Genomic DNA, 20,173 nt, shown 5'->3' with positions numbered 1-20,173 from the left:
AAAACCGAGAAGGTCTTATGAAAGAGCGAGTTTTCGCAAAAAATCCTTCCGAGCTACACATAATCGAAAACCCAAATAAACGACGCAGTACCATGGCAAAAAAAAGCAAAATCACAACCGGGAAGGCTGTTTCCGAGTTTAAACAACAGGCGGTTACCGCCGCGTATATTCTCGGTGGCCAAGCTGTAGCAGCTCAGGTGAATGCACTGGCCGTCCCCATACTGACAGGCAATTCATCTGCGACCATCCAGCAGGCAACCCGTGCCGGAATCCCATTAACCGCAGGCGTTCTGTTAACCCTCATGAGCAAGAACAAGCATATCCGTGGCCTGGCCATGGGGATGGGCGTTCAGGGTGTAATGGAAATCATCAAGTTCGTCATGCCGGACTGGACGCCTTCCCAAGGCTTGATGGACGGATCGGGCTACATCAATGGCGGCGGCCCGCGACGAGCAGATACCGGACACGTATTTGCCTCTCAGCCCCGGCTTCCCGAATCCACCCGGCACGTAGCCGATGTGGAGACATCTTTTGAAGTGGAGAACACTATCGAAGTGTAACCATTTGTCTCATAGCTCTGGCAGCACATAAGGGGGGTACTGGTAATACTCAGCGGCTATAAGCCAAAAATTAACCCTTAATACATCACGAGTTATGAGCAATCGTATCAGTAAAAAAGCACTGGTTCCCGCCTCCGCGCGAATCAAAACCTACTATGACACCAAACAAGTTGAACAGAACAACTCTGTTATCAACTTCTTTCCTGCTAATGCCACTCGGAAAGTTACCCGAGACAACTACGTAAACAACCCGTTTCCGGGATCGATGAAACGCCGAATTCTTGGCCTTTCCTTCGAGATCACCAAACAGTTCATTGAAGATGATCTGGCTCACGGCATTGATGCCCGCGCGATCGTCAACGGTCTGAAAGACGCCGCAGTTCTTCTGCAGGCCGACAATGACAACAAAGAATTCCTCCGGGCCCCTATCAGCGAGTTCTCCAACTTTGCCGGAACCGGTCTGCAACTGGTATCTGCTACCGATAATACCGTAGATGCTGTTGCCGCCTACAAGCGAACGGCCACTCTAAAATCTGCCGGTGAGTACCGCCTGGCTGATCCATTCGACCTGGCTGTAAACCAGACGGTATCTCTGGCCGTGCACTTTGACGATGCATCGGTTTTCCCATCAGCAGAGAACTGGACTCAATCCGGTCAAGGCCAGCTTTGGCTTCGTGCCTCCCTGGTTGTAGCAGAAGTGGACGCTTAAATCAACCTCATTCACCGGTCACGGCTAATCGTGGCCGGTGATTTTATTTCAACCGTGGCTAACTAAGCAGATAGATATGAGAATCATAAAGAACTTTTTACCCCCTAAAGAATCCTCTCCCTATAACCCTTCAAAATCCCTGGAGCTTGCTGCCGGTGCCAAGGGTGAAGTTATCATGAACGGGATGGGTGGAGAAAGCTTCGGTATTCGGAGAATTCTACCATACAGCCAGGATATGAACAAGATCATGGTTTCGGCGCGGCTGAACGAAGACCTCTATATGTTCAGGGACGTCCAACTTTCCGTGGTACACACCCTTTTCAAATCGATTGACGGCCTCTTTGCTCCGTTCATTATCCAGAAGAACAACAACATCGTATTTGAGCTGGAAAATAAATCGACTGCCAAGCAGACCGTGAATATCCAACTAATTGGCTACGATCAGTATGCAATGGGCAAACTTCAATCTGCATATGCCCAAATCGGTTCTCCAGTACCTGTTCCCCGCTTTTTATATGGCCATGCATCTGTTCCTGCCGGTGGCTTCAATGCCGATCTGGGCGTGAAGAGTAAGAGCGTGGATGTAGAAGTCCGACGTATAGCGATGAGTAGCGATCAGCAAAACATTATCACCTCGATGAAAATCTACAACACCACTGTTCGAAATGAATTGTTTATCGATCAGATCAATGATGAGTTCGATGGAAGGTACGCCAACGTACCATTTATTGTTGGCTCAAACGTGCCCTTCGATGTGTACGCGACTAACATGAATGGTCAAGCGGCAGAAGTCAGCTTTTTGTGTGAAGGCTACATCGTCCAGGATGAACTGATGACTGAAGAGGCTTAGATATGTGGAATCAGCTCATTCAAGCACTTTGCGACCTTTCTGCAAAACTGGACTCCTTGCTTCAGGAAATGCGTGGCTCCGGCCCAGGATCAGAAGCCACTGGAAGCGGCAAACGAATTGGTACATCCATTTCACCTGTCATGCGGCAAGGGAGCTCACCTGTTCGTCTGGTAAACGCCAATCCGGGCCGGCTGGGTGTGATCGTCCATAACAACAGTAGCGGGGAGCTCATGATTGCCCTTGATGGGCAGCGGATTACGGAAAATCACTACACCTTCAAGATCCGGGCAGGAGAAACCCTCCATTTTGATTTGAGAACCTTTGGAGAACTATACAAAGGTGCCTTCATGGGACTATGGGATGGTGCAAGCGGAGCTGAAGTAGACTCCAAAGCACTGGTGACTGAAATCTTCTGGACGAATTAATCATGAGCAAAATTTCAGGAAAAAAATTCGGTGAACCATTCAAAATGCGAGTTGTCAGCGGGATGTTATTGGATGGCTCCATCCAGGTAAGCTGGGCAACAGGCGAAAAAGCATCTTCCCAAATGGATTGGGGAATATCCCCAGATGACTTGTTGACCACACCCGAGTACAACTCTGAACCACAAGATATGGTTCGCTATCATCGCTTGTGGTTCCCTACTACATACTTGGACACCCGACATTATTTTAGGGTTCGATCAAGAACAATTTCAGACAGAGTTGGCGAATCCCCGATCTATATGGTCATCGTTCCTCCCGGAGTCACAATGCAGGTAGGTGGCAAACTTACTGCAGAAATAGAGCTTGAGATAATCCCCTTATCTGATGTTGAATTTATCTCCCAGTCTTTACCAACCACCCTGCCAACGACCAATACGGAACCTATAAGTTCTGACTCCCCTGCAACCATTGAACCTGTAATTGACGCGACAAAGACACTCGATCATGAATCGAGTCAATCCTCAAGTGGCAATAATCTTAAAACTTCTTTCAGCATCACAATTACTTAATTATGAAAAAAATTGTATCCGATTTAAACATTGGCCGGTCGAACTCCGGTCTTGACATGTTCTGCGATCTCACCCTAAATGAGCAGCATTTATACCGAATGAAGTGTGAGAGCTTTGTCGCCAACCTAATGAAGTATATTCGCCTGTGTATGACCGGCCATAGAGAACCAAAGTATTGGAACACTCAATATGGCGAGAGAAACATCACGGCTATAAATGTAAAAGAAGATGGAGACGTTGATATCACAGTTGATAATTGGATTGATTACAATGGCGGCAATGTGCAGATGCTATGTATTCAGGGTGTTTATGGCCTGGATGGTCTAAATGGCCAATTTTCAGTACATGAAGGCGAAACTCCCTTCATTCATGAACGCATTAGCCGGTATAACTGGAGAATAAAAGGTATTGCACCTTCGGTAAGCGGTAGTTGGGATGGAGTTTCAGGTATTGGTATTGGCTCATACCATAAAACGGAATGGTGGAATATTTATCAGCGCATGCCTTTGAAATGGTTTCCTATCATAGGAACGGATGCAAGAGCTGTAAAAGCATCTGATCTGTGTTTACCTGGATACTTCAAACGTGGATGCAACCAAGGAAGTGTATCTATATCGAGTGTATTAACGGATCAAAAGAGCTCAAAATTTACTATTTCCAGGCCTTTCACAAACGAATCAGGAGTCGTTAAACAGATTGCAGAGATCGGGTTAAAATCTGCATTGTATGCCAACGATATGCTGATGGCTCGTGATGTACTAGGCTCTCCGGTTCACCTTGAGCATGCATCAACTCTATCCCTTGACTACGAAATTCTATCAGAGATTGAAAATTTCAACCAGGATACGAATTTGAATGGTTCAAACGGAGGATGGACGGAACAGTTCATACTTGCTTTACACCGTTGTGCAAATCCAAATGCATCACACTCCTCTGGTGTAGAGTGGAATCTTGCTTGTGGTTTGGGTGGTGGAGGAACAGGTATCTCTCCCGACACCTCTACGAATATTCATGCATGGCAATTTGGTGTTCGTCTTGGTGAGGACAACAAGTTCGTATCAATGACCGACACGAACCTCACCCCTGACGATAACAACAAACATGGAATATCTCATGGATATGAAGATGGCTCTCTTGTCCATCATGGTATGCATATTGGTGACCTCGTAGTCGATGATGTAGCAAATGAGGTTTATTTCCCGGTGGAGCGCATATTTGAAAATAGAGGTGCCACTCCAATAACTGTGCGAGAGATTGGTCTGTATGGTAACAGAACCAATTCAATTGCTTACTCACCGTACTTATTAGCTCGAAGGGCTTTGGCTGAAACAGATCAGTTCACTATCCAGCCAGGCGAATCTGTAAAGGTTGGATTCAACTGTAAAGCGGTTGTTTAATGCCTGGCACAATTCAAATATCCTCCCAGCTTACCTACGTCCGCGTTCGTGGATTGATCGGCTATTTTCATGAGGCTGCAGTCAAACATAATGTTCCGATTGCACTTTTACTGGCCATCGCTTCACGGGAAAGCAATATGGGTTTGAACCTGGACGCAAACTGGACGGGTGATAGTGGTCATGGTATCGGCATCATGCAAATTGACCGCAGATATCATCCGGAGTTTACCGGCAGGTTTGCAAACAATGATCACCAGGCGAACATCCATTATGGAGCAGAATTTCTGTCCCAACTTATTCGCCAGTTTCATGGAAATCTAAAACCAGCAGTTGCTGCCTACAATGCCGGAGCATCAAGGGTTCGATCCGCAGTTTCTTCCGGGCTTTCTCCTGATATGGTAACGACCGGCAAAGACTATGCATCAGATGTACTGAAAAGAAAACAGATCATTGAATCGATGCTTGGTGCAAGCAAGGCGTCTTCATTCACCGTGATGTTGTTCCCAATGGTACTCGCCGGTTTCCTCTCCTACAAATTTTTAACCCATAAAACCTAAACCATGAGCTCGCAATCAAGCTATGTGTATAATGAACATCCAGCCGGACTCGGACGAATCGCCACTCAGCAAGCAGACCCCATGCTTTATGATGAAAGAATGATTCTCCAACCTGCCGATTCATATTCATCAGGTGGTTCAACACTTCAAAGAACAGTTCAACCTACGGTAGTAAAAGTTCCTACGGTTAATCAGCCGGTATTGCAACCTGATCCGGTCAAAATTCCTGATCCTGTAATCAGGACAAGGTTAATGCCTCAAACCGGAGGCCCTCACCCAATTGTAGACCCAAAACCTGATGCCGGTATTGAACCTTTAGGGGTAATCATCTCTGGCAATTCATTTGTGAAAGTTGAAGGAGATCAACTTGTGATCAACGGGAATCATCGAATAGAAAAAAAGAAAGCAGCACTTATCGGTGGCGGCCTGCTTGGAGCTGCTGTATTACTAAAAATTGTCCTCTAACCTAAAATAATCCTACATGAGTAAATCAAAATACATCTACGATAATGGACTCGGCTGTGGTTGCGGCTGTTCAAAACCAACACCCGGCCTTGGTGAATCACCTGTTGATAATCAGACAAATAATGAAACTAAAAAGGATCTCATCAAAACTGCCAAGGACTACATTAATGACGAGATTCCATTCAAATACAAAGCCGGAGCACTGGCAGTCGGCCTTGGATATTGCTGGTGGAAATCCAGACGCAGGAGGAGAAGATGACTCGATCAGACTATCTCGCACTAATTGATGCATATGGTGGGCACTTTAAGATCAGTGAATTTGATATCCAGGATTCTATTGGAAGAATGGATACCGGATTCCTGCAATCATTCCTGGCATGGCGTCAGTGGACGGGCATGCCAACCATGATTACCTCTGCATGGCGCAGAAATGATCAGAAATCGCACGGAAAGGGCAAGGCCATCGACTGCCTACTCTTTACGCAATGGCGTGTACAGCAGGCTTCTGCCCTTAATCATTGGCTGCTTGCTACAACCTGGCCGTTTCAGGGAGTGGGCTTGTATTTCGACTGGAGTTATAAATGCCCAATAACCAAAGCCGATATCCCGGCAATTGGACTGCATGTTGATGGATGGAGTGGAAATACGACAAAGCAGAGACCGCTAAGGTGGCTTCGAATTAACGGCCTGTACTACTATCAATCTGTGGTTAATGGAAGCTTCTTCTGCCAGACCAACAGCAAATCTATAACCCTTGACCAGGCACTGAAACTACATGCAACCACAGCCGAAGCAGTCTAATCTACCACAACGAATAGAACCTTACCTCAGCAAGTATAAGGAGCTGATTATTACCACGATCATCTGCCTGTTTCTGACCGGGATCTATGACTCGATCAACAATCAAACCGCAGAAATTAAGAAGTGGTATGAGCTAATGATCAATATTCAGGCCGAACAGCGAATACAAAGTATTGACCTGGAATCGCTGAAAAAGTCCATCGAGACTCATCAGTCCAGTACAACCATCACCCTCGAAGAGCACGAAGGCCGACTCCGTGCTCTCGAAATTGAAATAACACCCAACAATCCTTAAACCTCGTCCCCCAATGATCACACGACTTAAAAAGACCATTACCGCAATACCTGCAATCATCAAGCTAATCCGAGGCAAAACCCCGGAAGAGGGCAAAGACATTGCCACCAGTGGTGTCACCAGCTTAGCTATTGCCGGATCAATTTCTGCCGGTAAACTTCAAATCGGTGAAATTGACACTACCCTACTCCTTATCCTGGGAATACTTGAGGCAGCAGGTTATTTGTATGGATGCTTTGCTGTATCGGTTGGAGTAACCCAATCAGAAAGCACGTCTTCTTAATAAAAATTCAGGAATTGAGGGTTTAACCGCCCTCAGTTCCTGTTCTTTACTTGCCATTTCATATAGAAGCATATCAATTTCTAAATGTTGAATCCACTCCTCTGATTCAACAATCTCATCTAAAAGTCTAAGTGACTCTTCCCAGCACATGTGGTCACGGACGAAGTTGTGTATATCTCTGGTTAGTCTGATTTCTTCAGTCATATTTTCTCCTGTCTCTTGTTGCCATTTATAATAGTAAGAACAAAAAAATGGCGATCCCTTACAGAAAAATGTCACTTTTGAATTATCACAAGACAGTACTGCAAATAAAGTGTCGCAGAACATGCCTGGTAATAGTCTGCATTTGCTAATAACAGAGAAATCAGATAATGTGCGAAAAGTATAGGATCAAGTTTTCATAAACAGAATTATATGTTAGGTGCCTTAACCAATAAATTTAGATTTTGTTGAAATATGAAAAATCTTCTTTTATATGCATTAGTCGTGATTGTATTTTTTGGGTGTGAAGAAACCAATAAAAAAATTAATACTGATAGTGATTTACCTATAGATATCGGACAAAGTAAAATGGAGGTTCAGCTAATTTTAGGCACACCAACTCGTACAGGAGATTATTTTGATTCTTTTTTTAATCATGGATTAATAGTCTACTACAACAATCGAAACCAAGTATCCTCAATTAAAGCCGCTCAATTACATTCAGGTATAGCATTTAGTGGCAAAATTCTAGGCGTATCAATTGGTGATCATTTATCCAAATGTATGGAGTTGTGGGGAAATAATGCAGAATGGGAAGAATTAGAATATTCTGTCCCAGCCGAATATTCTAAAGTTGTTTTTTACTACGATAGACATAGAGTTGATTTGGAAGTCTGGTCTAGAGACGGTATTGATGATAATTTTGGGTACTTTGAGAATGGAACAATTAAGAGTATTACCATTAGTAAATGATTAAACATTTCCATGCATCAGACTCTCAGAAAACTCGAATATTTATAAAATAAATTTCTTTAGAGATTTAGCAAAAGAATTGAAATAAATGAATGTCACCGCGGACGTTCTTTTTCCAGGCTTAGATGGTATAGCAAAATCCATTTCTTATTCATGGACATTTTATAATCCACTCTAACTTTGAATAATGATGAAAACAACATACTCAGTTTTATTTTTCCTAATACTTTTACTTACTGGTTGTAAATTTGAAGAGAGAAAAGCTCAAGAAAGATTTGAAGCTCGTAAAATGTTGTCAGACATTGGAATTGAGTTCACAATTGATGAATACCATTCTAGAATACAAGAAGGTGATTATTCAGCGGTCGAATTGTTTTTAAAAGCTGGAATGACTCCTAATGCCGGAAACGAAGCTGGGCAATATGCTATTTACTACGGCCATTTAAATATTTTAGAATTACTTTTTGATCACGGTTTAAAGCCTGATGATTCGGGTGTAGTTCTTACTGCAATATGGGTTAAAAACATGGATGCTCTTGAGTTTTTAAAAACAAAAGGAGCAGACTTTAATAAATTACATGACAGAAGTACTTATGGTGGAAATACAGAAACAAGACTTCCATTAGCTTTTGCGTTGGATTATAATAGAATAGGTCGAGGTGCCAACGCTACTGGCTACGGTACTTTCGGGGGGCAGTATTCGAGATATGATAAAAAATATTATGAGATTGCTGAGTTTTTAGTAAATAATGGGGCTACGTTTAGTGGCTGGGTATTTGGAGAAACACCCATGAGAGATGTCTACGTAACAAGTGAATTGGAGGAAAGAGCTCCAAGTCTTTATCGAAAACTTAGGTAAATTAATTACTTATATGCCGTAATTACCAAGCCGTTAGCGGTCAAAAAATAAGATCACAAATTTTTACTAAGTTCATCCAAAAACATGGGACTATCTGATCACTTAAAAAAAGTGCAAAATGGGTTACGTCAAGGATCATTTACCTCAGAAGCATCTGTTTCTCAAGGTATTCTTTTGCCAGCTTTAAATGAACTCGGCTGGCCCGTATTTGACACGTCAATTGTAGTTCCTGAATTTACAGTTGAAAATCGAAGAGTTGATTATGCATTGTGTCATCCTAAAAATAAACCGGCTGTATTTATAGAAGTAAAAAATGTTGGGTTAGCAGATGGAGCGGACCGCCAATTATTTGAATATGCATTTCATCTTGGGGTTCCGATGGCAATTTTAACTGATGGTCAAGAATGGAGTTTTTACTTACCAGGTGAACAAGGGCGCTATGATGAAAGAAGAGTTTATAAAATAGATATGCTGGAAAGGAGTCTTGATGAAATCGAAAAGCGACTTGTTCGATATTTAAAATACCAGAATGTTACATCTGGAGAAGCATTAATATCAGCCCGATCTGATTACCAAAATGTCGCAAAGTTTAGAGTCATAGCAAATAATCTACCTAAAGCATGGGAATCTATACTTCAGGAACAAGATTCAATATTATTAGAGTTATTAGCTGAAAAAGTAGAAGATTTATGTGGTTATAAGCCCGATTTGGATGTTTGTAGTCAGTTTTTTGATGAACAAATAAATTCTCATGGTACTTCAAGAGTTGAAAAGAAAACTGTTCGAAACATATCAGAACGATCTACAAAAAATAGTAAACCGTCACCCAAAAAGTTTCGAACTCAAAAAGTTGATGACTACAATTTAACATTTAAGGATCAAGAAATTTCAGCAGGTTCTGCTCGTGAAGTAATGGTCACCCTATTTGAATTATTAGCAAAAGAAGATGATTCATTTCTTGAAAGATTTGCTTCGAGAAAGCATGGAAGGAAAAGAAGGTATTTGGCAAGAGATAAATATGAACTTTATCCGGGACGTCCTGATTTAGCAGAAGAAAAATCAGTTGAAGTAGTCTCAGGCTGGTGGCTTGGTACTAATTACAGTCGGAAAAATATTCAGGATATTATTGACTTGGCTCTTGAAGTTGCTGAACCACAGCTGAGAAGTAGAATTAAAGCAAAGGTTCATTAAACTTTTTATGTAAAAAATAAATATTGGCTTAACCGCTAACAAGCGTATCGGTCGTTTAAGCAATTCTTGTTCACGGCTTTGCTGATTGCCACGCCGGACAAACGCCGCATCGTTATAGGGCTTTTAATACACACTTAAAGAGATTTTACACTCCAAATGAATATTTATATTGAATTAATTTGATATAAAATGGACGAATCAGTAGCTCTTGCATTCTTAACAATCATAGCAATCGTCTGGCTAATACCTCTAATGTCAATTCTCATTTCTAAAAAAACTATGGGAAGCGAAAAGTTAGCTTGGGTTTTGGCTGTGCTCTTCATTTCTTGGTTTGCATGGATTTTTTATCTGTTGCTCGCTCCTATTAAAAAGAAAAATTAAATGACTTTAAAAGATAATTTTTGGATGAAAGTATAGCATATATTGTATTTGTTTTTATTCTCTATTTAGTTGGCGTCCTTTTTAAAAAGAAATATTTGCCAAAAATCAAAGGCGTATTAGGAGAATATAGTGTTGCACGAAAGCTACGAAGACTTAACAAAAATGATTATATAGTTTATAATGACATCTACTTAAAAAACAAGGGAAGAAGCAAACAAATAGACCATTTAATCATATCTGTTTATGGAATATTTGTAATTGAAACAAAAAACTATAAGGGGTGGATATTTGGGAATGAGAACTCCAAATATTGGACTCAAACGCTTTTCAAAAATAAATACAAAATTTTTAATCCAGTTATTCAAAGCTGGTCTCACATTAATTTTCTCAAACAGATATTTTCAGATTTTACTGGTTTGAAATATTTCCCAATTATTGTTTTTGCAGGATCTGGAAAACTCAAAAAAATAAAATCTTCTGTGCCCGTCATTTACAAACGTAAGATTTTAAGAACAATCAGGAGAAATAAAGAAATTCATTTAACGCATAATCAACTGGAAAGAATTGACGACCTCGTTAAACAAGTAATTGTCGACAAAAAGGATATTAAAAAAAAGCACAGGAAGTTTGTAAAGAGGATTACCAAATGGGGCAAAAAAAGTTCAGTTCCTAGATATTGTCCCAAATGTGGGGGGATACTTGTTTTAAAAAATGGCAAGCATGGAAAATTTTTTGGCTGTTCTAATTTTCCAGAATGTAGATATACAAAGAAAAAGTAGTGCAGAAATTTTCATGTTTTAAAAATATTGAATCGAGTAAGGCACACACCATATCTAAAGCTTGAAAATAATTTCTAAACGCATCTCACAGCGCCCTATAACCAGCGTTTCAACGTGAACATGGCCGCTTTTTGCTATTTCAATATTCGTGGGCTAAAAGATGTTTTCAGTTTTAATTACATTACTAACCAAATAGGCTAAGCCGGTTAAACGCCAAACCGTTAACCCATAGAATCTAAATGTAATGTCAACACCATACATTATTACTAAGTCTCCAAAAAGTACGGGAATAGCAATACTTCTGACTTTGCTGTTCGGCCCTATCGGTTTATTCTATTCAACCGTATTAGGTGGATTTATAATGACATTCCTTCCAATTGCGTTGATAGGTATTAGCTACTATTACCTATTTGATAACATAATTGAAGGAAATTATGACTTCTTTGATTGGACAGCTGATTACTTATTTGAGTTTTACTTAATAGGAATTTCAATACCAGCAATTTATTGGTTGATCAATATAATCTGGGCTATCATAGGTGTACGGAATTACAATAAAAAAATTGAGGCTGAAGCAATGAAATATTCTAAATACTCATTTTAATAAAGTCTGGGTATAATCGAGTAGACGGCCGTGAGCAATTAAACTCATTGTGCGCCTCTCAGACCACCGCACGTACGGATCGCGTATAAGGCGGTTCGTCATCCATCACTCCAACCGCTCTTTTCGTTGGTTGGAGCCATCTCATACTTTCACATTGGACTGCATGACTGCCGGTAAATTATCCGTTTTGCAGTCTTGCTTCCAATTCAATTTCTGAGAGAACAACGTTCAGCCCTTCATCCGGCAGTGCCGGATTAATACGACTTTTTTCGAATTCCTGACTCTATAAACAGCCAGGATCTCCCCGAGTAAGAATGCCTTCTTTCATCTAATGCCTGCCGCATCTACATAATGAACATTCACCTCGAGGTGTTTCGGACGTTTCAATGATGTGCTTACTTGTTCAATACATTTAGCCTCTTATGCGGTTCCTGTTCATCAGCACCAGAGCTTGCAGTCTCGCTTATTTCAGACTTGCGGTTACCGGCAACGCCCTTGCGACTTGCTAATGGTTCCCCGCTCTCCAGCGGGACTCATAATGGACTTTCACCCTCAAGATTTTTGGCTTACATACCTGTAAGCCAAAGGCACCTATGCCGGGCGCACACAAGGCGTTTTAAATCGGACGCGGACGGGGTGCGATGGAACTTGATTGCCAGGAATTAATTTTGCTACTTCAACCAAATCATAATCCCCGTGCCGTTTAAACGCTGTGTCGTTATGCCAAATTCTAACCACTAAATGAAATTAAAAAGTGACTAAACGAATTAGCTACAATCCAATTGAAGAAAACTTAGATAACATGCCGTCATTATTATACAAATACAGAGTTTTCGATGAAGATAACTTCGGAATAAAAATGGCAACTACGGGTGAAGCATTCTTTTCAAGTGCTCGTCATCTTAACGATCCTTTTGAGCACTACTTTATTCCTGAGTCAAATTTTATTGGTTTACCTGAAGATGAACTAAAGCAGTACATTCATAAAAAAACCAAGCAAAGATTTTCTACAGCAACTCGATTGCAACGTAAAGAATTAGAAAGTATCGCTTGGAAAAGGGCTATGATTCACCGAAAGGATCCAACAATTGCAGCTGCCGAACTATTGGAATTACAATATGAAAGGTTTGGAATTTTATCATTGGTTAGGGATTGGAATTCATTACCAATGTGGGCTTACTATTCAGAAAATCATGAAGGTATTTGTATCGGACTGAAAACAGAAGTCATAGCGGAAAAGCAAAAACAATTATTGACTGAGGAAGGTATACTGCTTGCACTTCACGATGTTATATATACTGATGAAATACCACACGTAAATATTGATACTCCTCTTAATGGTGATTCTACAGATGAAAATTTTGATGTAACAGAAGCTGTCCATTGCACGAAATCAATACATTGGAAACATGAAAATGAAATTAGATTAATTATGTGGAATCATCCAGATACTCCTTATTCGTTTGGTGCAGATGCTGTTGGAGAAGTTATTATCGGACTTAATGCAAAAGATGAAAATATTGAAAAACTCAAAAAAGAGCTCAGTAGAGTTGATTCCAATGCAGTCATTAAACGTGCAATTAAGTCAAAAGAAAAATATGGTCTCACTTTTGAAGATATCGAGCTCTAAAATCTTGTTTTTTTGGCATAACAAGCATTTCGTGCGGTCGTGTAATGAATTGTTGCCCAATCATTTAATATCTTGCCACGCCGCACAAATGCCAAACCGTTATAACTTTTCCATCTTCTCCTTCAGTCTCTTCGCAGTCAGATGCGTATACTTCTCTGTCACTTTTTGACTCGAATGCCCCGCCATATAACTTGCCTCTGCAGTATGAAATCCTTTCTCAATCCAGGTAGTAACCGCCTGGTGTCTCATCCCATGTAAGCTACGAGTGGTAGGTATTCCGGCAACCTTAGCGTAGCGTTTGAATTCACGATAAACACGATCCCCTCGAACCGGCTTATTATTAGAAGTTCCTCCCTGATACACGAACACAAAGTCCTTCGAATTTAATTTGCCACGAAGCTTTAAGTACTGTTCTAATTGTACTCTTAATTCTTTGATAATCGGTATCTGGCGCTCTTTCCGACCTTTTGTGGGAGGCAGGTATATGTAAGTCAGTTCTCCGTCCTCAAAAATCAAATTTTCACCCTTTAATCCTGAATATTTTAAATAGGGTGAGTAACCGGCTTCGTGCTTTCGTAACCCACCATAGAAGTACAAAGCCACAATTGGTTTGAACCAATGCTGAACTCTTTCCGGATCAAATTCCGAAAGTGCTTTCTTTCTTTGCAGTTCAGAATCGAACGTTTTGAAGAGTGTTTTCAACTCTTGCTCCGAAATCATTTTTGGCCGGGTATTTTCCCGAATGCGTGGAAGATCTTCTTTCAGGGAGTCAAAAATATCTGCTTCAACTACTTTTTTCTTTTTCAGGAACTTCCACCAAGAACGGAAATGCCGAAAATAGTAATGTCTGGTTGCTGCAGTAATGCCACGTTTAAAGATTACATTCTCAAAGTGATGTGGCCGAATGCTCTTTGGACTTGCCATTTTCAGCCTGTTTAGTTCTACAAAATGATCAAGTGCCCGTTTATATGCATCGACTGTCGCAGGAGATAAATGCTGTTTAGCAGAATAGAATAGATTAAGTGCATCCGTAACAGTGGCGCATTGAAGCGTCTTTTCAGTCTTATCATCTGTCAATGCTCGTTTGGGATTAAAGCCGGGTATAAATGGATCGATCTTCCCAAGCGATTCCAGCTTCTCCAGTTCTGTCACCATTTTTTGAGCTACATCTTTATGACGAGTTCCCAGCGATTTTCGGACTTCTCTGACTTTACCCTTCTCAGATGTATTCCATTTTACGTAATAGTACTTTCCACGTTTTGTAAGAAATGCCATAGTTCCACTCCAACGTATTTGAGAGTTCTCGTTTAGAGTGGCTCCCAAACCCTCAAAAATTGGACACCAATTTGGACACCAATTTGGACACCAAGACTGGGAATTGAGCTGTGCGAAGCAATCACTTTTGATCACTTCTGCTCGCTTACCAATGTTAGTTTTTGAGGTTTTTTTTGCTTTAGAGAGGAATAGAAGGGGGTTTTTGCCCCCTCTTGTACTGTTTGGTAAGATGTGGGCCCGGCAGGACTTGAACCTGCGACCAATCGATTATGAGTCGACTGCTCTGACCAACTGAGCTACGGGCCCTCATTTCTTTTACAGAGTTACAAAATTACAAGCTTTGCCATCCAGAAACAACAACCGAATCCATTCAAATTCCAAATTCGGTAAAAGCTCTCCTTTTCATCTGACGTCTATTATCTTATATTTAGCCGGGGTTAAGGATTCTGATTGGCCTGTTTAAAGGATCTTCAGAGTTCTTACAGCCGGCTGTCTGAAAGGGCAGCCGGTTTTTTATTTTTTGTCTGTGCCTATGCGTTACGGCTGCCACGGAGACACGGAGTGATGAAGGGAAACCTTCAAATTACTTTTACTGCGGTACCAACAGGTTTTATCGTAAAGCCTGTGTAACGAAAGCTGTTTAGCCTTTCAATATTTGTCATGAAAAACCTTCGGCTTTACTTACCAACCCTGAAAGAGCTCTGGTCTGCACCGCGGAACGTCATTGACTCGTTTCTCCATGCAGAAGCGGACCAACCCCGCAGTTTTACGCATCCTTTTGCCTTTGTCTTGATTTCAGCTGCTTTTATTCTGCTGGTTATGAATGTGATTCCTGTTGACTATTCGTTTGACCCGGCCGGCATTCAAACCGGACCCGGCGATGAACCGGTTAACGAGCAGATTGCAGCGATCACGGAGTGGATCGAAGTGAGCAACGTCTGGGCTTTTACACGGTTTCTGCCGCTTTCCGCAGCGCTTTTTCTGATACCGATGCTTTCGCTGGGCGGGCTCTTTTTCCTCAGGGAGTCGGTCAGCGGGTTTTATGAAAACCTGATCCTGAACACCTACACGGTCGGTGCTTCCATTCCGGTTCTGGCCCTTCTTGTACCCGCCTGGATGCTGAGCGGACTGCCCGTTTCCGATCCCATGATGAGCTCCACCCTTCCGGCCGTTGCTCTGGCCTTGCCGATGCTCCACCTCTACCGGCAATACCTGAGGCCGTCCGATTTCCTGGGGTGGGTAAGGCTGATATCATCCTACGCAACCGGGTATATCCTTTTTGCGGTACTGTCAGGTTTTGCTGCGGGACTCATCGGATACCTGGCATTCGCAATACATCGCATTCTGGAGCTGTCGGGGAGTTTTTGAGATAGAGTGGAACGGAGGTGAGGGTGCGAGGATGCGAGGGTGCGAGGGTTGAAACCCTCGCTCGTGTATGTCGTCCTGCAGTGGCAGGACTCTTGTTGTTCCAAATATTGCGCCTTCATTTAAAAAAGAGTCCTCCACAAAGAAACCTTCTCATCATTCATCAACCCAGGCTTCTGCCGAGCCCGGAGGGCGTTATATGCGAGCGGGGGCTTCAGCCCCCCGTGTCGTAGTGCAATTGGGCTATTTAGAAACATTTCCGGCAGGATTGGTATATCGCCCTATGCTTTTTGATCAACGCGTATATACTAGAAGCGGCAATTCAGAAGCAATCCGGTCAAAGTCCTTGTCATTGTGCATTAACTCCACACCGTGCTCGATACACCAGCTGGCTATAATCATATCCACTGTTTTACGGATGGTGATACCCCTTGATCGCAGTAACCGGAAATTTGATGCCGATTGTATCGCCAGTTCTTTTCCGCCGAGACGGACGCATTCGAGTATCTTCAGTGCATCCCTTGCCTTTTTGAACTCAGAATCACTGTCAAAACCCTGAAGAATTTCAGCGAGTATGATGTCGCCCATCAAGACCGTCTGTTCAGAAAGAGCAATGTCCAGGCTGTCGGTATGATAAGATTCAACACCGTTGAAATAATCAATCCAGACACTGGTATCTGCCAGGATCATTTTTCGTTAACCCTCATCTGCTCCAGGTCGCCGGTCCAGTGCAGAGCGCCGCGCAAGTTTCTGATATTTTCCTGCTTCTTTCGCTGTACCAGAAGCTTCAAACCTGCTTCTACAGCTTCTTTCTTCGTTTTCAGGCGACTCACCCTCAAAGCCTCTTCCATCAACTCATCGTCTATTACAATATTTGTTCGCATACCACCTCCGGAATCTTTCAATGTGTATTATTTTTCAATTTATACACATTAGAATAGATTTCCTAACTGAAATGAAGGTCGGGCCATGAGAACGAGGGTTGAAACCCTCGCTCGTGTATGCCGTCCAGCGGTAGCAGGACTTTATTTGTGCAGACCTTCGGGCCTTTAAGAAAACGCGGACCTTCCGTTAAAAGAATCTCCTCTACTTAATCAATCCGTGTTTTTACCGAGCCCGGAGGGCTTTATGCACGAGTGGGGAATTTTCCGAATGGATCCCGTTGGGGTATTCCCCGCTCCGGGATGCGAGGGTTGAAGCCCTCGCTAGTGTATGTCGTCCTGCAGGGGGCAGGACTTTAGTTGTTTCAACCACTGGACCTTCAAAAAAGCAGCACCCTGTAAAAGAACCTCCTCTGCTTTCATCAAACCAAACTTCTGCCAAGCCCGGAGGGCTTAATATGCGAGCGGGGGCTTCAGCCCCCGTTCACTCCGCGGGAGCAGGACTTTATTTATCGCATACTTTGGCCTTAAAAAACGCAGCATCCCACAAATAAACCTCCTCAACTCTAATTGAAACAGGCTTTTTCCAAGCCCGGAGAGCTTAACATACGAGCGAGGGTATTAACCCTCGCTTCCCTCGTTCACAACCTCTTCGAGCTTATCCATTACCCGCTCGCACTGTTCAGAGGTGGTATAGGGTGCCGGACCAAACCGGATGATCTCATCCCGTGCATCCGTAAAGACATCCTTTTCGAGCAGCATGGCTCGGAATTTGCGTGCATGGGGCGACCGGAGTGCCATGAATCCGCCGGTCTGTTCGATTGGACGAGTATTGGCATGGCGGATCACTTCCGTATCAAAACCCTTTGCGTCGAATAACCTCCGCAGATAGCTCACCTGGGCGTGATAATTCTCCAGCAGCACCTCTTTGGTGAGTCCCTGGCGGATAAAGAACTCCGTTACGGCTGCCCCGCGATACTGTGAAATAGGATCGTAAGTGGCTGTGGCAAATTTCTGATCTCCCTCATCAAACTCCACGGGTTCATCGGTCCGGGGATGATCGAGCTGTTCAAAGGCGGAAAACCACCCCGTAATAACGGGACGCAGTTTGCAATCGGCGGGAAATCTGAGGAAACAGTTCGCTTCACCCCACTGCATGTACTTGTACCCGCCGATAAAAATATAGCAGTCATGCAGGTTGTTCTTCTCCACAGAGAGAGGAACCACATTGGTACCGTGGTAGTCATCAATCAGCAACGGTACACCCGCCTCCCTGGCTGCCTGCGCAATCTCTGCAATTCGCGTATTCACCTCCGATGTTTCAAAATAGATATGTGACAGCATCACGGCGGCTGTGCTGTCATCGAGTTCGTCTGTGATAGCCTCCAGCAGAGCATCATCATCCTCGTGCGGCAGGTAGACGATCTCAAGACCCTCTTCCTCAAGCCTTCTCAGCTGACGATACATGGAGTGAAACTCACCGGTGGTTGTGATAATTTTCGGCTTATTCCGAAGGTCGAGAGCAGACAGCCACGACACCATAAGAATGTGAGTATTCTGCTCGCGGCAGTAGCGCCCATTCGGGTCGTCGTACCATCCCCGCAGGTATTCACGCATAATCTCCGTTTTTTCAAACCCAAAATCCCACTTTTTATCCACCTGCTCGGCCACCATCTGCATATATTGCTGTACTCCCTCGAACGCAACATCCGGCCACGCCTGGTGGGAATGACCCGTAAACAAAAGCCGGTTGGAAACATTAAAATGTGAATAGTGGGGTTGAAGCGATTTAGCGAGCTTGTCGAATTCCTGCATTATTTTAAAGTCTTGAGTCTTGAGTCATGAGTATTGAGAATCGTCCAAAGCAGACATAGCATAGACATGGTATGTCTGTATAACAAGATGATTAGTTCTGGATCTAAACCTGGGTTTGAGCTATTTCGAACAATAATCACAGAACAGACATACCATGTCTGCTCCGGGGTCTTCTCAATACTCAGGTCTCAGGACTATCTATCTCCATTAAAGGTAACCATGAGGCGTTTTACAATCACCTTTTAAAGTCACCGGCATCATAACGCTTTTTAAGGCGCTCTTCATTCACTCTTTTAAAATGGCTGAGCTGCGAGGGACTAGGAGATGCGATTGTCATTTCCCGTTTGCCGAGGGCGCCCGGAGCTCGGGCCACATGCCATCCGGCTGAAGCCATTGCGGCGCGGGCCGAACTGGCTGCGCAGTAGGTAATCAGAAATGCATCTTGAGCCGCTATGGACAGCAGTTTTTCAAAGACCTCTTTTGTCCAGAGATCCGGGTTCACTTCCGGTGAGAACGGATCGTGGAAAAAGAGGTCTGCTTTTTGACGGGGGAATCCAGACTCAAAAGCACCAAAATACCCGTTAAACAGATGAAGCTTAAGCCTGTTTCCGGGACTGAATCGGTTCCAGCCGTGTTTCACATTTTTGAAAAAATCCTGCAGAACCCGATTCGGCTCGAGGTTTGCCAGCTCTTTACCAAAATTCAGTTCAACAGCCTTCCGGGGGGAGATTGGATAGGCCTCGATACTCACATAATCCACAAGGCAGCTCGATTCTGATTCTTTGAGGTAGTCAAGCATGAGGATCAGGTTCAGTCCGGAGCCAAACCCGGTTTCAAAAACGGTAAGATGATCCCGTTTGCCAAGCAATCCGGGAACATCTGCTGTTTCGAAAAAAACATGACGGCTCTCCGCGACCGCTCCGTTCGGATTGTGATAGTGCTGGCCAAACCTGTCCGAATAAAGGGTTGTGGACCCGTCTCGCGTCAGGGTAATATGTACTGAATGGTGCTCTTCGGATGTTTGCATGGATGAAACGTACGCAATTTCAGACTTTTTGCATCTTAATGGGGTAACATACATACCTTTTGCATAAAGGAAGTAATTACCGATCCTGTAAATGGATTCCCTCTGTTTTTTTGTACTCAAAGGTCACAAAAAATGCTTTCCAGCCGTGAATTGAGTCAATAAACAATTTTTAAAACGGAACTATTATTTTGTGATTACTCTTTTTATATTTGAGGTCTGTAAATTTTTTCAAACCCAAGTAAATCTATGATCGGAGTAAACGTAAAAGATAACGAAAGCATTGATCGCGCGATCAACCGCTTCAAAAAGATGGTAACACGCTCACGTGTATTGAATGAATATAAGGAGCGTCAGCAGTTTACCAAACCTTCCGAAGAGCGGCGTGAAGCCCTCAAGAAAAGCGTTCGCGAAGAGAGAAGACGTCAGCGGGATAACTACTAATAACCCTTAGGATACAGCCGATATTCAGATATCGCTGCCTAACCGCTGACAACGTTTTCC

27 protein-coding genes and 1 tRNA gene are annotated in these 20,173 nt (G+C 43.0%); 21 read left to right on the top strand and 7 right to left on the bottom strand.

Annotation, left to right across the window (positions count from 1 at the left end; translation table 11 throughout):
- The first annotated feature begins 17 nt into the window (after nt 1-17).
- The 12 genes from DDZ15_RS09670 (at nt 18) to DDZ15_RS09615 (ending at nt 6,911) form a co-directional block, all read left to right on the top strand.
- Nucleotides 18-560: a hypothetical protein gene (locus tag DDZ15_RS09670; RefSeq protein WP_109646903.1), complete on the top strand. Its 543-nt coding sequence runs from the start codon at nt 18-20 to the stop codon at nt 558-560.
- A gap of 94 nt (nt 561-654) precedes the next feature.
- The gene (locus tag DDZ15_RS09665) at nt 655-1,269 is read left to right on the top strand and encodes a hypothetical protein (protein ID WP_109646902.1); all 615 of its coding nucleotides are present in this window, start codon (nt 655-657) and stop codon (nt 1,267-1,269) included.
- Between the two features lie 76 nt (nt 1,270-1,345).
- Complete coding sequence (locus DDZ15_RS09660; RefSeq protein WP_146198564.1) at nt 1,346-2,119, top strand: hypothetical protein; 774 nt, start codon at nt 1,346-1,348, stop codon at nt 2,117-2,119.
- A 2-nt stretch (nt 2,120-2,121) separates the two neighbouring features.
- Nucleotides 2,122-2,544, top strand: a complete 423-nt coding sequence (locus tag DDZ15_RS09655; protein ID WP_109646900.1) for a hypothetical protein — start codon at nt 2,122-2,124, stop codon at nt 2,542-2,544.
- Nucleotides 2,545-2,546: 2 nt separating this feature from the next.
- Nucleotides 2,547-3,113 carry a hypothetical protein gene (locus tag DDZ15_RS09650; RefSeq protein WP_109646899.1) on the top strand — a complete coding sequence of 189 codons (567 nt, stop codon included), beginning with the start codon at nt 2,547-2,549 and terminating at the stop codon, nt 3,111-3,113.
- A 2-nt stretch (nt 3,114-3,115) separates the two neighbouring features.
- Nucleotides 3,116-4,510 (top strand): hypothetical protein, encoded by a 1,395-nt coding sequence (locus DDZ15_RS09645; protein WP_109646898.1) that lies wholly within the window; start codon nt 3,116-3,118, stop codon nt 4,508-4,510.
- Entirely contained in the window at nt 4,510-5,067 is a 558-nt protein-coding gene (locus tag DDZ15_RS09640) for a transglycosylase SLT domain-containing protein (RefSeq protein WP_109646897.1), read from the top strand. Before DDZ15_RS09645 ends, DDZ15_RS09640 begins: the two co-directional genes overlap by 1 nt.
- A 3-nt stretch (nt 5,068-5,070) precedes the next feature.
- Entirely contained in the window at nt 5,071-5,532 is a 462-nt protein-coding gene (locus DDZ15_RS09635) for a hypothetical protein (RefSeq protein ID WP_109646896.1), read from the top strand.
- Between the two features lie 16 nt (nt 5,533-5,548).
- Nucleotides 5,549-5,791, top strand: a complete 243-nt coding sequence (locus DDZ15_RS09630) for a hypothetical protein (RefSeq protein WP_109646895.1) — start codon at nt 5,549-5,551, stop codon at nt 5,789-5,791.
- Nucleotides 5,788-6,333 carry a hypothetical protein gene (locus DDZ15_RS09625; RefSeq protein ID WP_109646894.1) on the top strand — a complete coding sequence of 182 codons (546 nt, stop codon included), beginning with the start codon at nt 5,788-5,790 and terminating at the stop codon, nt 6,331-6,333. Before DDZ15_RS09630 ends, DDZ15_RS09625 begins: the two co-directional genes overlap by 4 nt.
- Nucleotides 6,308-6,628 (top strand): hypothetical protein, encoded by a 321-nt coding sequence (locus DDZ15_RS09620; RefSeq protein ID WP_109646893.1) that lies wholly within the window; start codon nt 6,308-6,310, stop codon nt 6,626-6,628. The genes DDZ15_RS09625 and DDZ15_RS09620 overlap by 26 nt, the downstream gene beginning before the upstream one ends.
- Before the next feature lie 13 nt (nt 6,629-6,641).
- Nucleotides 6,642-6,911 carry a hypothetical protein gene (locus DDZ15_RS09615; RefSeq protein ID WP_109646892.1) on the top strand — a complete coding sequence of 90 codons (270 nt, stop codon included), beginning with the start codon at nt 6,642-6,644 and terminating at the stop codon, nt 6,909-6,911.
- On the opposite strand, the gene DDZ15_RS09610 is transcribed toward DDZ15_RS09615, so the two are convergent.
- Nucleotides 6,891-7,115: a hypothetical protein gene (locus DDZ15_RS09610; RefSeq protein ID WP_109646891.1), complete on the bottom strand. Its 225-nt coding sequence runs from the start codon at nt 7,113-7,115 to the stop codon at nt 6,891-6,893. The two genes, DDZ15_RS09615 and DDZ15_RS09610, sit on opposite strands and share 21 nt — an antisense overlap.
- A gap of 252 nt (nt 7,116-7,367) precedes the next feature.
- Here DDZ15_RS09610 and DDZ15_RS09605 point away from each other — a divergent pair, with 252 nt between their 5' ends.
- The 7 genes from DDZ15_RS09605 (at nt 7,368) to DDZ15_RS09575 (ending at nt 13,309) form a co-directional block, all read left to right on the top strand.
- On the top strand, nt 7,368-7,865 hold the full coding sequence (locus DDZ15_RS09605) for a hypothetical protein (protein ID WP_109646890.1): 498 nt from the start codon (nt 7,368-7,370) through the stop codon (nt 7,863-7,865).
- 187 nt (nt 7,866-8,052) lie between these two features.
- Nucleotides 8,053-8,724, top strand: a complete 672-nt coding sequence (locus DDZ15_RS09600; protein ID WP_109646889.1) for an ankyrin repeat domain-containing protein — start codon at nt 8,053-8,055, stop codon at nt 8,722-8,724.
- A gap of 84 nt (nt 8,725-8,808) precedes the next feature.
- On the top strand, nt 8,809-9,915 hold the full coding sequence (locus DDZ15_RS09595) for a type I restriction enzyme HsdR N-terminal domain-containing protein (protein ID WP_109646888.1): 1,107 nt from the start codon (nt 8,809-8,811) through the stop codon (nt 9,913-9,915).
- Between the two features lie 189 nt (nt 9,916-10,104).
- Nucleotides 10,105-10,296, top strand: a complete 192-nt coding sequence (locus DDZ15_RS09590; RefSeq protein WP_109646887.1) for a PLDc N-terminal domain-containing protein — start codon at nt 10,105-10,107, stop codon at nt 10,294-10,296.
- A gap of 20 nt (nt 10,297-10,316) precedes the next feature.
- Nucleotides 10,317-11,075 (top strand): NERD domain-containing protein, encoded by a 759-nt coding sequence (locus DDZ15_RS09585; RefSeq protein WP_109647180.1) that lies wholly within the window; start codon nt 10,317-10,319, stop codon nt 11,073-11,075.
- A 244-nt stretch (nt 11,076-11,319) separates the two neighbouring features.
- Nucleotides 11,320-11,679 (top strand): hypothetical protein, encoded by a 360-nt coding sequence (locus tag DDZ15_RS09580; protein ID WP_109646886.1) that lies wholly within the window; start codon nt 11,320-11,322, stop codon nt 11,677-11,679.
- 754 nt (nt 11,680-12,433) lie between these two features.
- Nucleotides 12,434-13,309: a DUF2971 domain-containing protein gene (locus DDZ15_RS09575; RefSeq protein ID WP_146198563.1), complete on the top strand. Its 876-nt coding sequence runs from the start codon at nt 12,434-12,436 to the stop codon at nt 13,307-13,309.
- A gap of 99 nt (nt 13,310-13,408) precedes the next feature.
- Here DDZ15_RS09575 and DDZ15_RS09570 read toward each other — a convergent pair whose 3' ends face one another.
- Together DDZ15_RS09570 and DDZ15_RS09565 are read right to left on the bottom strand one after the other, a co-directional pair.
- Complete coding sequence (locus tag DDZ15_RS09570) at nt 13,409-14,584, bottom strand: tyrosine-type recombinase/integrase (protein WP_109646884.1); 1,176 nt, start codon at nt 14,582-14,584, stop codon at nt 13,409-13,411.
- A 232-nt stretch (nt 14,585-14,816) separates the two neighbouring features.
- Nucleotides 14,817-14,890, bottom strand: a tRNA-Ile gene (locus tag DDZ15_RS09565).
- 354 nt (nt 14,891-15,244) lie between these two features.
- Here DDZ15_RS09565 and DDZ15_RS09560 point away from each other — a divergent pair.
- Entirely contained in the window at nt 15,245-15,952 is a 708-nt protein-coding gene (locus DDZ15_RS09560; RefSeq protein ID WP_109646883.1) for a hypothetical protein, read from the top strand.
- A gap of 291 nt (nt 15,953-16,243) precedes the next feature.
- On the opposite strand, the gene vapC is transcribed toward DDZ15_RS09560, so the two are convergent.
- From vapC to mnmC2, 4 genes are all read right to left on the bottom strand, one after another.
- Nucleotides 16,244-16,639 (bottom strand): type II toxin-antitoxin system VapC family toxin, encoded by a 396-nt coding sequence (gene vapC / locus DDZ15_RS09555; protein ID WP_109646882.1) that lies wholly within the window; start codon nt 16,637-16,639, stop codon nt 16,244-16,246.
- Nucleotides 16,636-16,833: a type II toxin-antitoxin system VapB family antitoxin gene (locus tag DDZ15_RS09550; RefSeq protein ID WP_109647179.1), complete on the bottom strand. Its 198-nt coding sequence runs from the start codon at nt 16,831-16,833 to the stop codon at nt 16,636-16,638. Before DDZ15_RS09550 ends, vapC begins: the two co-directional genes overlap by 4 nt.
- A 618-nt stretch (nt 16,834-17,451) precedes the next feature.
- On the bottom strand, nt 17,452-18,645 hold the full coding sequence (locus DDZ15_RS09545) for an aminotransferase class V-fold PLP-dependent enzyme (RefSeq protein WP_109646881.1): 1,194 nt from the start codon (nt 18,643-18,645) through the stop codon (nt 17,452-17,454).
- A 235-nt stretch (nt 18,646-18,880) separates the two neighbouring features.
- On the bottom strand, nt 18,881-19,672 hold the full coding sequence (mnmC2, locus tag DDZ15_RS09540) for a tRNA (5-methylaminomethyl-2-thiouridine)(34)-methyltransferase MnmC2 (RefSeq protein WP_109646880.1): 792 nt from the start codon (nt 19,670-19,672) through the stop codon (nt 18,881-18,883).
- A 246-nt stretch (nt 19,673-19,918) separates the two neighbouring features.
- Here mnmC2 and rpsU point away from each other — a divergent pair, with 246 nt between their 5' ends.
- Nucleotides 19,919-20,113, top strand: coding sequence for a 30S ribosomal protein S21 (gene rpsU / locus DDZ15_RS09535; protein WP_109646879.1), 195 nt, complete (start codon nt 19,919-19,921; stop codon nt 20,111-20,113).
- The last annotated feature ends 60 nt before the right edge of the window (nt 20,114-20,173 follow it).

The organism is Rhodohalobacter mucosus (genome assembly GCF_003150675.1).
GTDB classification, from domain to species: Bacteria; Bacteroidota; Rhodothermia; order Balneolales; family Balneolaceae; genus Rhodohalobacter; species Rhodohalobacter mucosus.
The sequence above is the reverse complement of the archived record's forward strand: the minus strand, read 5'-3'. Positions and strand labels throughout refer to the sequence as shown.

Coding starts and splice junctions, on each gene's coding strand:
- DDZ15_RS09670 (WP_109646903.1), top strand. CDS start 18: ATGAAAGAGCGAGTTTTCGCAAAAAATCCTTCCGAGCTACACATAATC.
- DDZ15_RS09665 (WP_109646902.1), top strand. CDS start 655: ATGAGCAATCGTATCAGTAAAAAAGCACTGGTTCCCGCCTCCGCGCGA.
- DDZ15_RS09660 (WP_146198564.1), top strand. CDS start 1,346: ATGAGAATCATAAAGAACTTTTTACCCCCTAAAGAATCCTCTCCCTAT.
- DDZ15_RS09655 (WP_109646900.1), top strand. CDS start 2,122: ATGTGGAATCAGCTCATTCAAGCACTTTGCGACCTTTCTGCAAAACTG.
- DDZ15_RS09650 (WP_109646899.1), top strand. CDS start 2,547: ATGAGCAAAATTTCAGGAAAAAAATTCGGTGAACCATTCAAAATGCGA.
- DDZ15_RS09645 (WP_109646898.1), top strand. CDS start 3,116: ATGAAAAAAATTGTATCCGATTTAAACATTGGCCGGTCGAACTCCGGT.
- DDZ15_RS09640 (WP_109646897.1), top strand. CDS start 4,510: ATGCCTGGCACAATTCAAATATCCTCCCAGCTTACCTACGTCCGCGTT.
- DDZ15_RS09635 (WP_109646896.1), top strand. CDS start 5,071: ATGAGCTCGCAATCAAGCTATGTGTATAATGAACATCCAGCCGGACTC.
- DDZ15_RS09630 (WP_109646895.1), top strand. CDS start 5,549: ATGAGTAAATCAAAATACATCTACGATAATGGACTCGGCTGTGGTTGC.
- DDZ15_RS09625 (WP_109646894.1), top strand. CDS start 5,788: ATGACTCGATCAGACTATCTCGCACTAATTGATGCATATGGTGGGCAC.
- DDZ15_RS09620 (WP_109646893.1), top strand. CDS start 6,308: ATGCAACCACAGCCGAAGCAGTCTAATCTACCACAACGAATAGAACCT.
- DDZ15_RS09615 (WP_109646892.1), top strand. CDS start 6,642: ATGATCACACGACTTAAAAAGACCATTACCGCAATACCTGCAATCATC.
- DDZ15_RS09610 (WP_109646891.1), bottom strand. CDS start 7,115: ATGACTGAAGAAATCAGACTAACCAGAGATATACACAACTTCGTCCGT.
- DDZ15_RS09605 (WP_109646890.1), top strand. CDS start 7,368: ATGAAAAATCTTCTTTTATATGCATTAGTCGTGATTGTATTTTTTGGG.
- DDZ15_RS09600 (WP_109646889.1), top strand. CDS start 8,053: ATGATGAAAACAACATACTCAGTTTTATTTTTCCTAATACTTTTACTT.
- DDZ15_RS09595 (WP_109646888.1), top strand. CDS start 8,809: ATGGGACTATCTGATCACTTAAAAAAAGTGCAAAATGGGTTACGTCAA.
- DDZ15_RS09590 (WP_109646887.1), top strand. CDS start 10,105: ATGGACGAATCAGTAGCTCTTGCATTCTTAACAATCATAGCAATCGTC.
- DDZ15_RS09580 (WP_109646886.1), top strand. CDS start 11,320: ATGTCAACACCATACATTATTACTAAGTCTCCAAAAAGTACGGGAATA.
- DDZ15_RS09570 (WP_109646884.1), bottom strand. CDS start 14,584: ATGGCATTTCTTACAAAACGTGGAAAGTACTATTACGTAAAATGGAAT.
- DDZ15_RS09560 (WP_109646883.1), top strand. CDS start 15,245: ATGAAAAACCTTCGGCTTTACTTACCAACCCTGAAAGAGCTCTGGTCT.
- vapC (WP_109646882.1), bottom strand. CDS start 16,639: ATGATCCTGGCAGATACCAGTGTCTGGATTGATTATTTCAACGGTGTT.
- DDZ15_RS09550 (WP_109647179.1), bottom strand. CDS start 16,833: ATGCGAACAAATATTGTAATAGACGATGAGTTGATGGAAGAGGCTTTG.
- DDZ15_RS09545 (WP_109646881.1), bottom strand. CDS start 18,645: ATGCAGGAATTCGACAAGCTCGCTAAATCGCTTCAACCCCACTATTCA.
- mnmC2 (WP_109646880.1), bottom strand. CDS start 19,672: ATGCAAACATCCGAAGAGCACCATTCAGTACATATTACCCTGACGCGA.
- rpsU (WP_109646879.1), top strand. CDS start 19,919: ATGATCGGAGTAAACGTAAAAGATAACGAAAGCATTGATCGCGCGATC.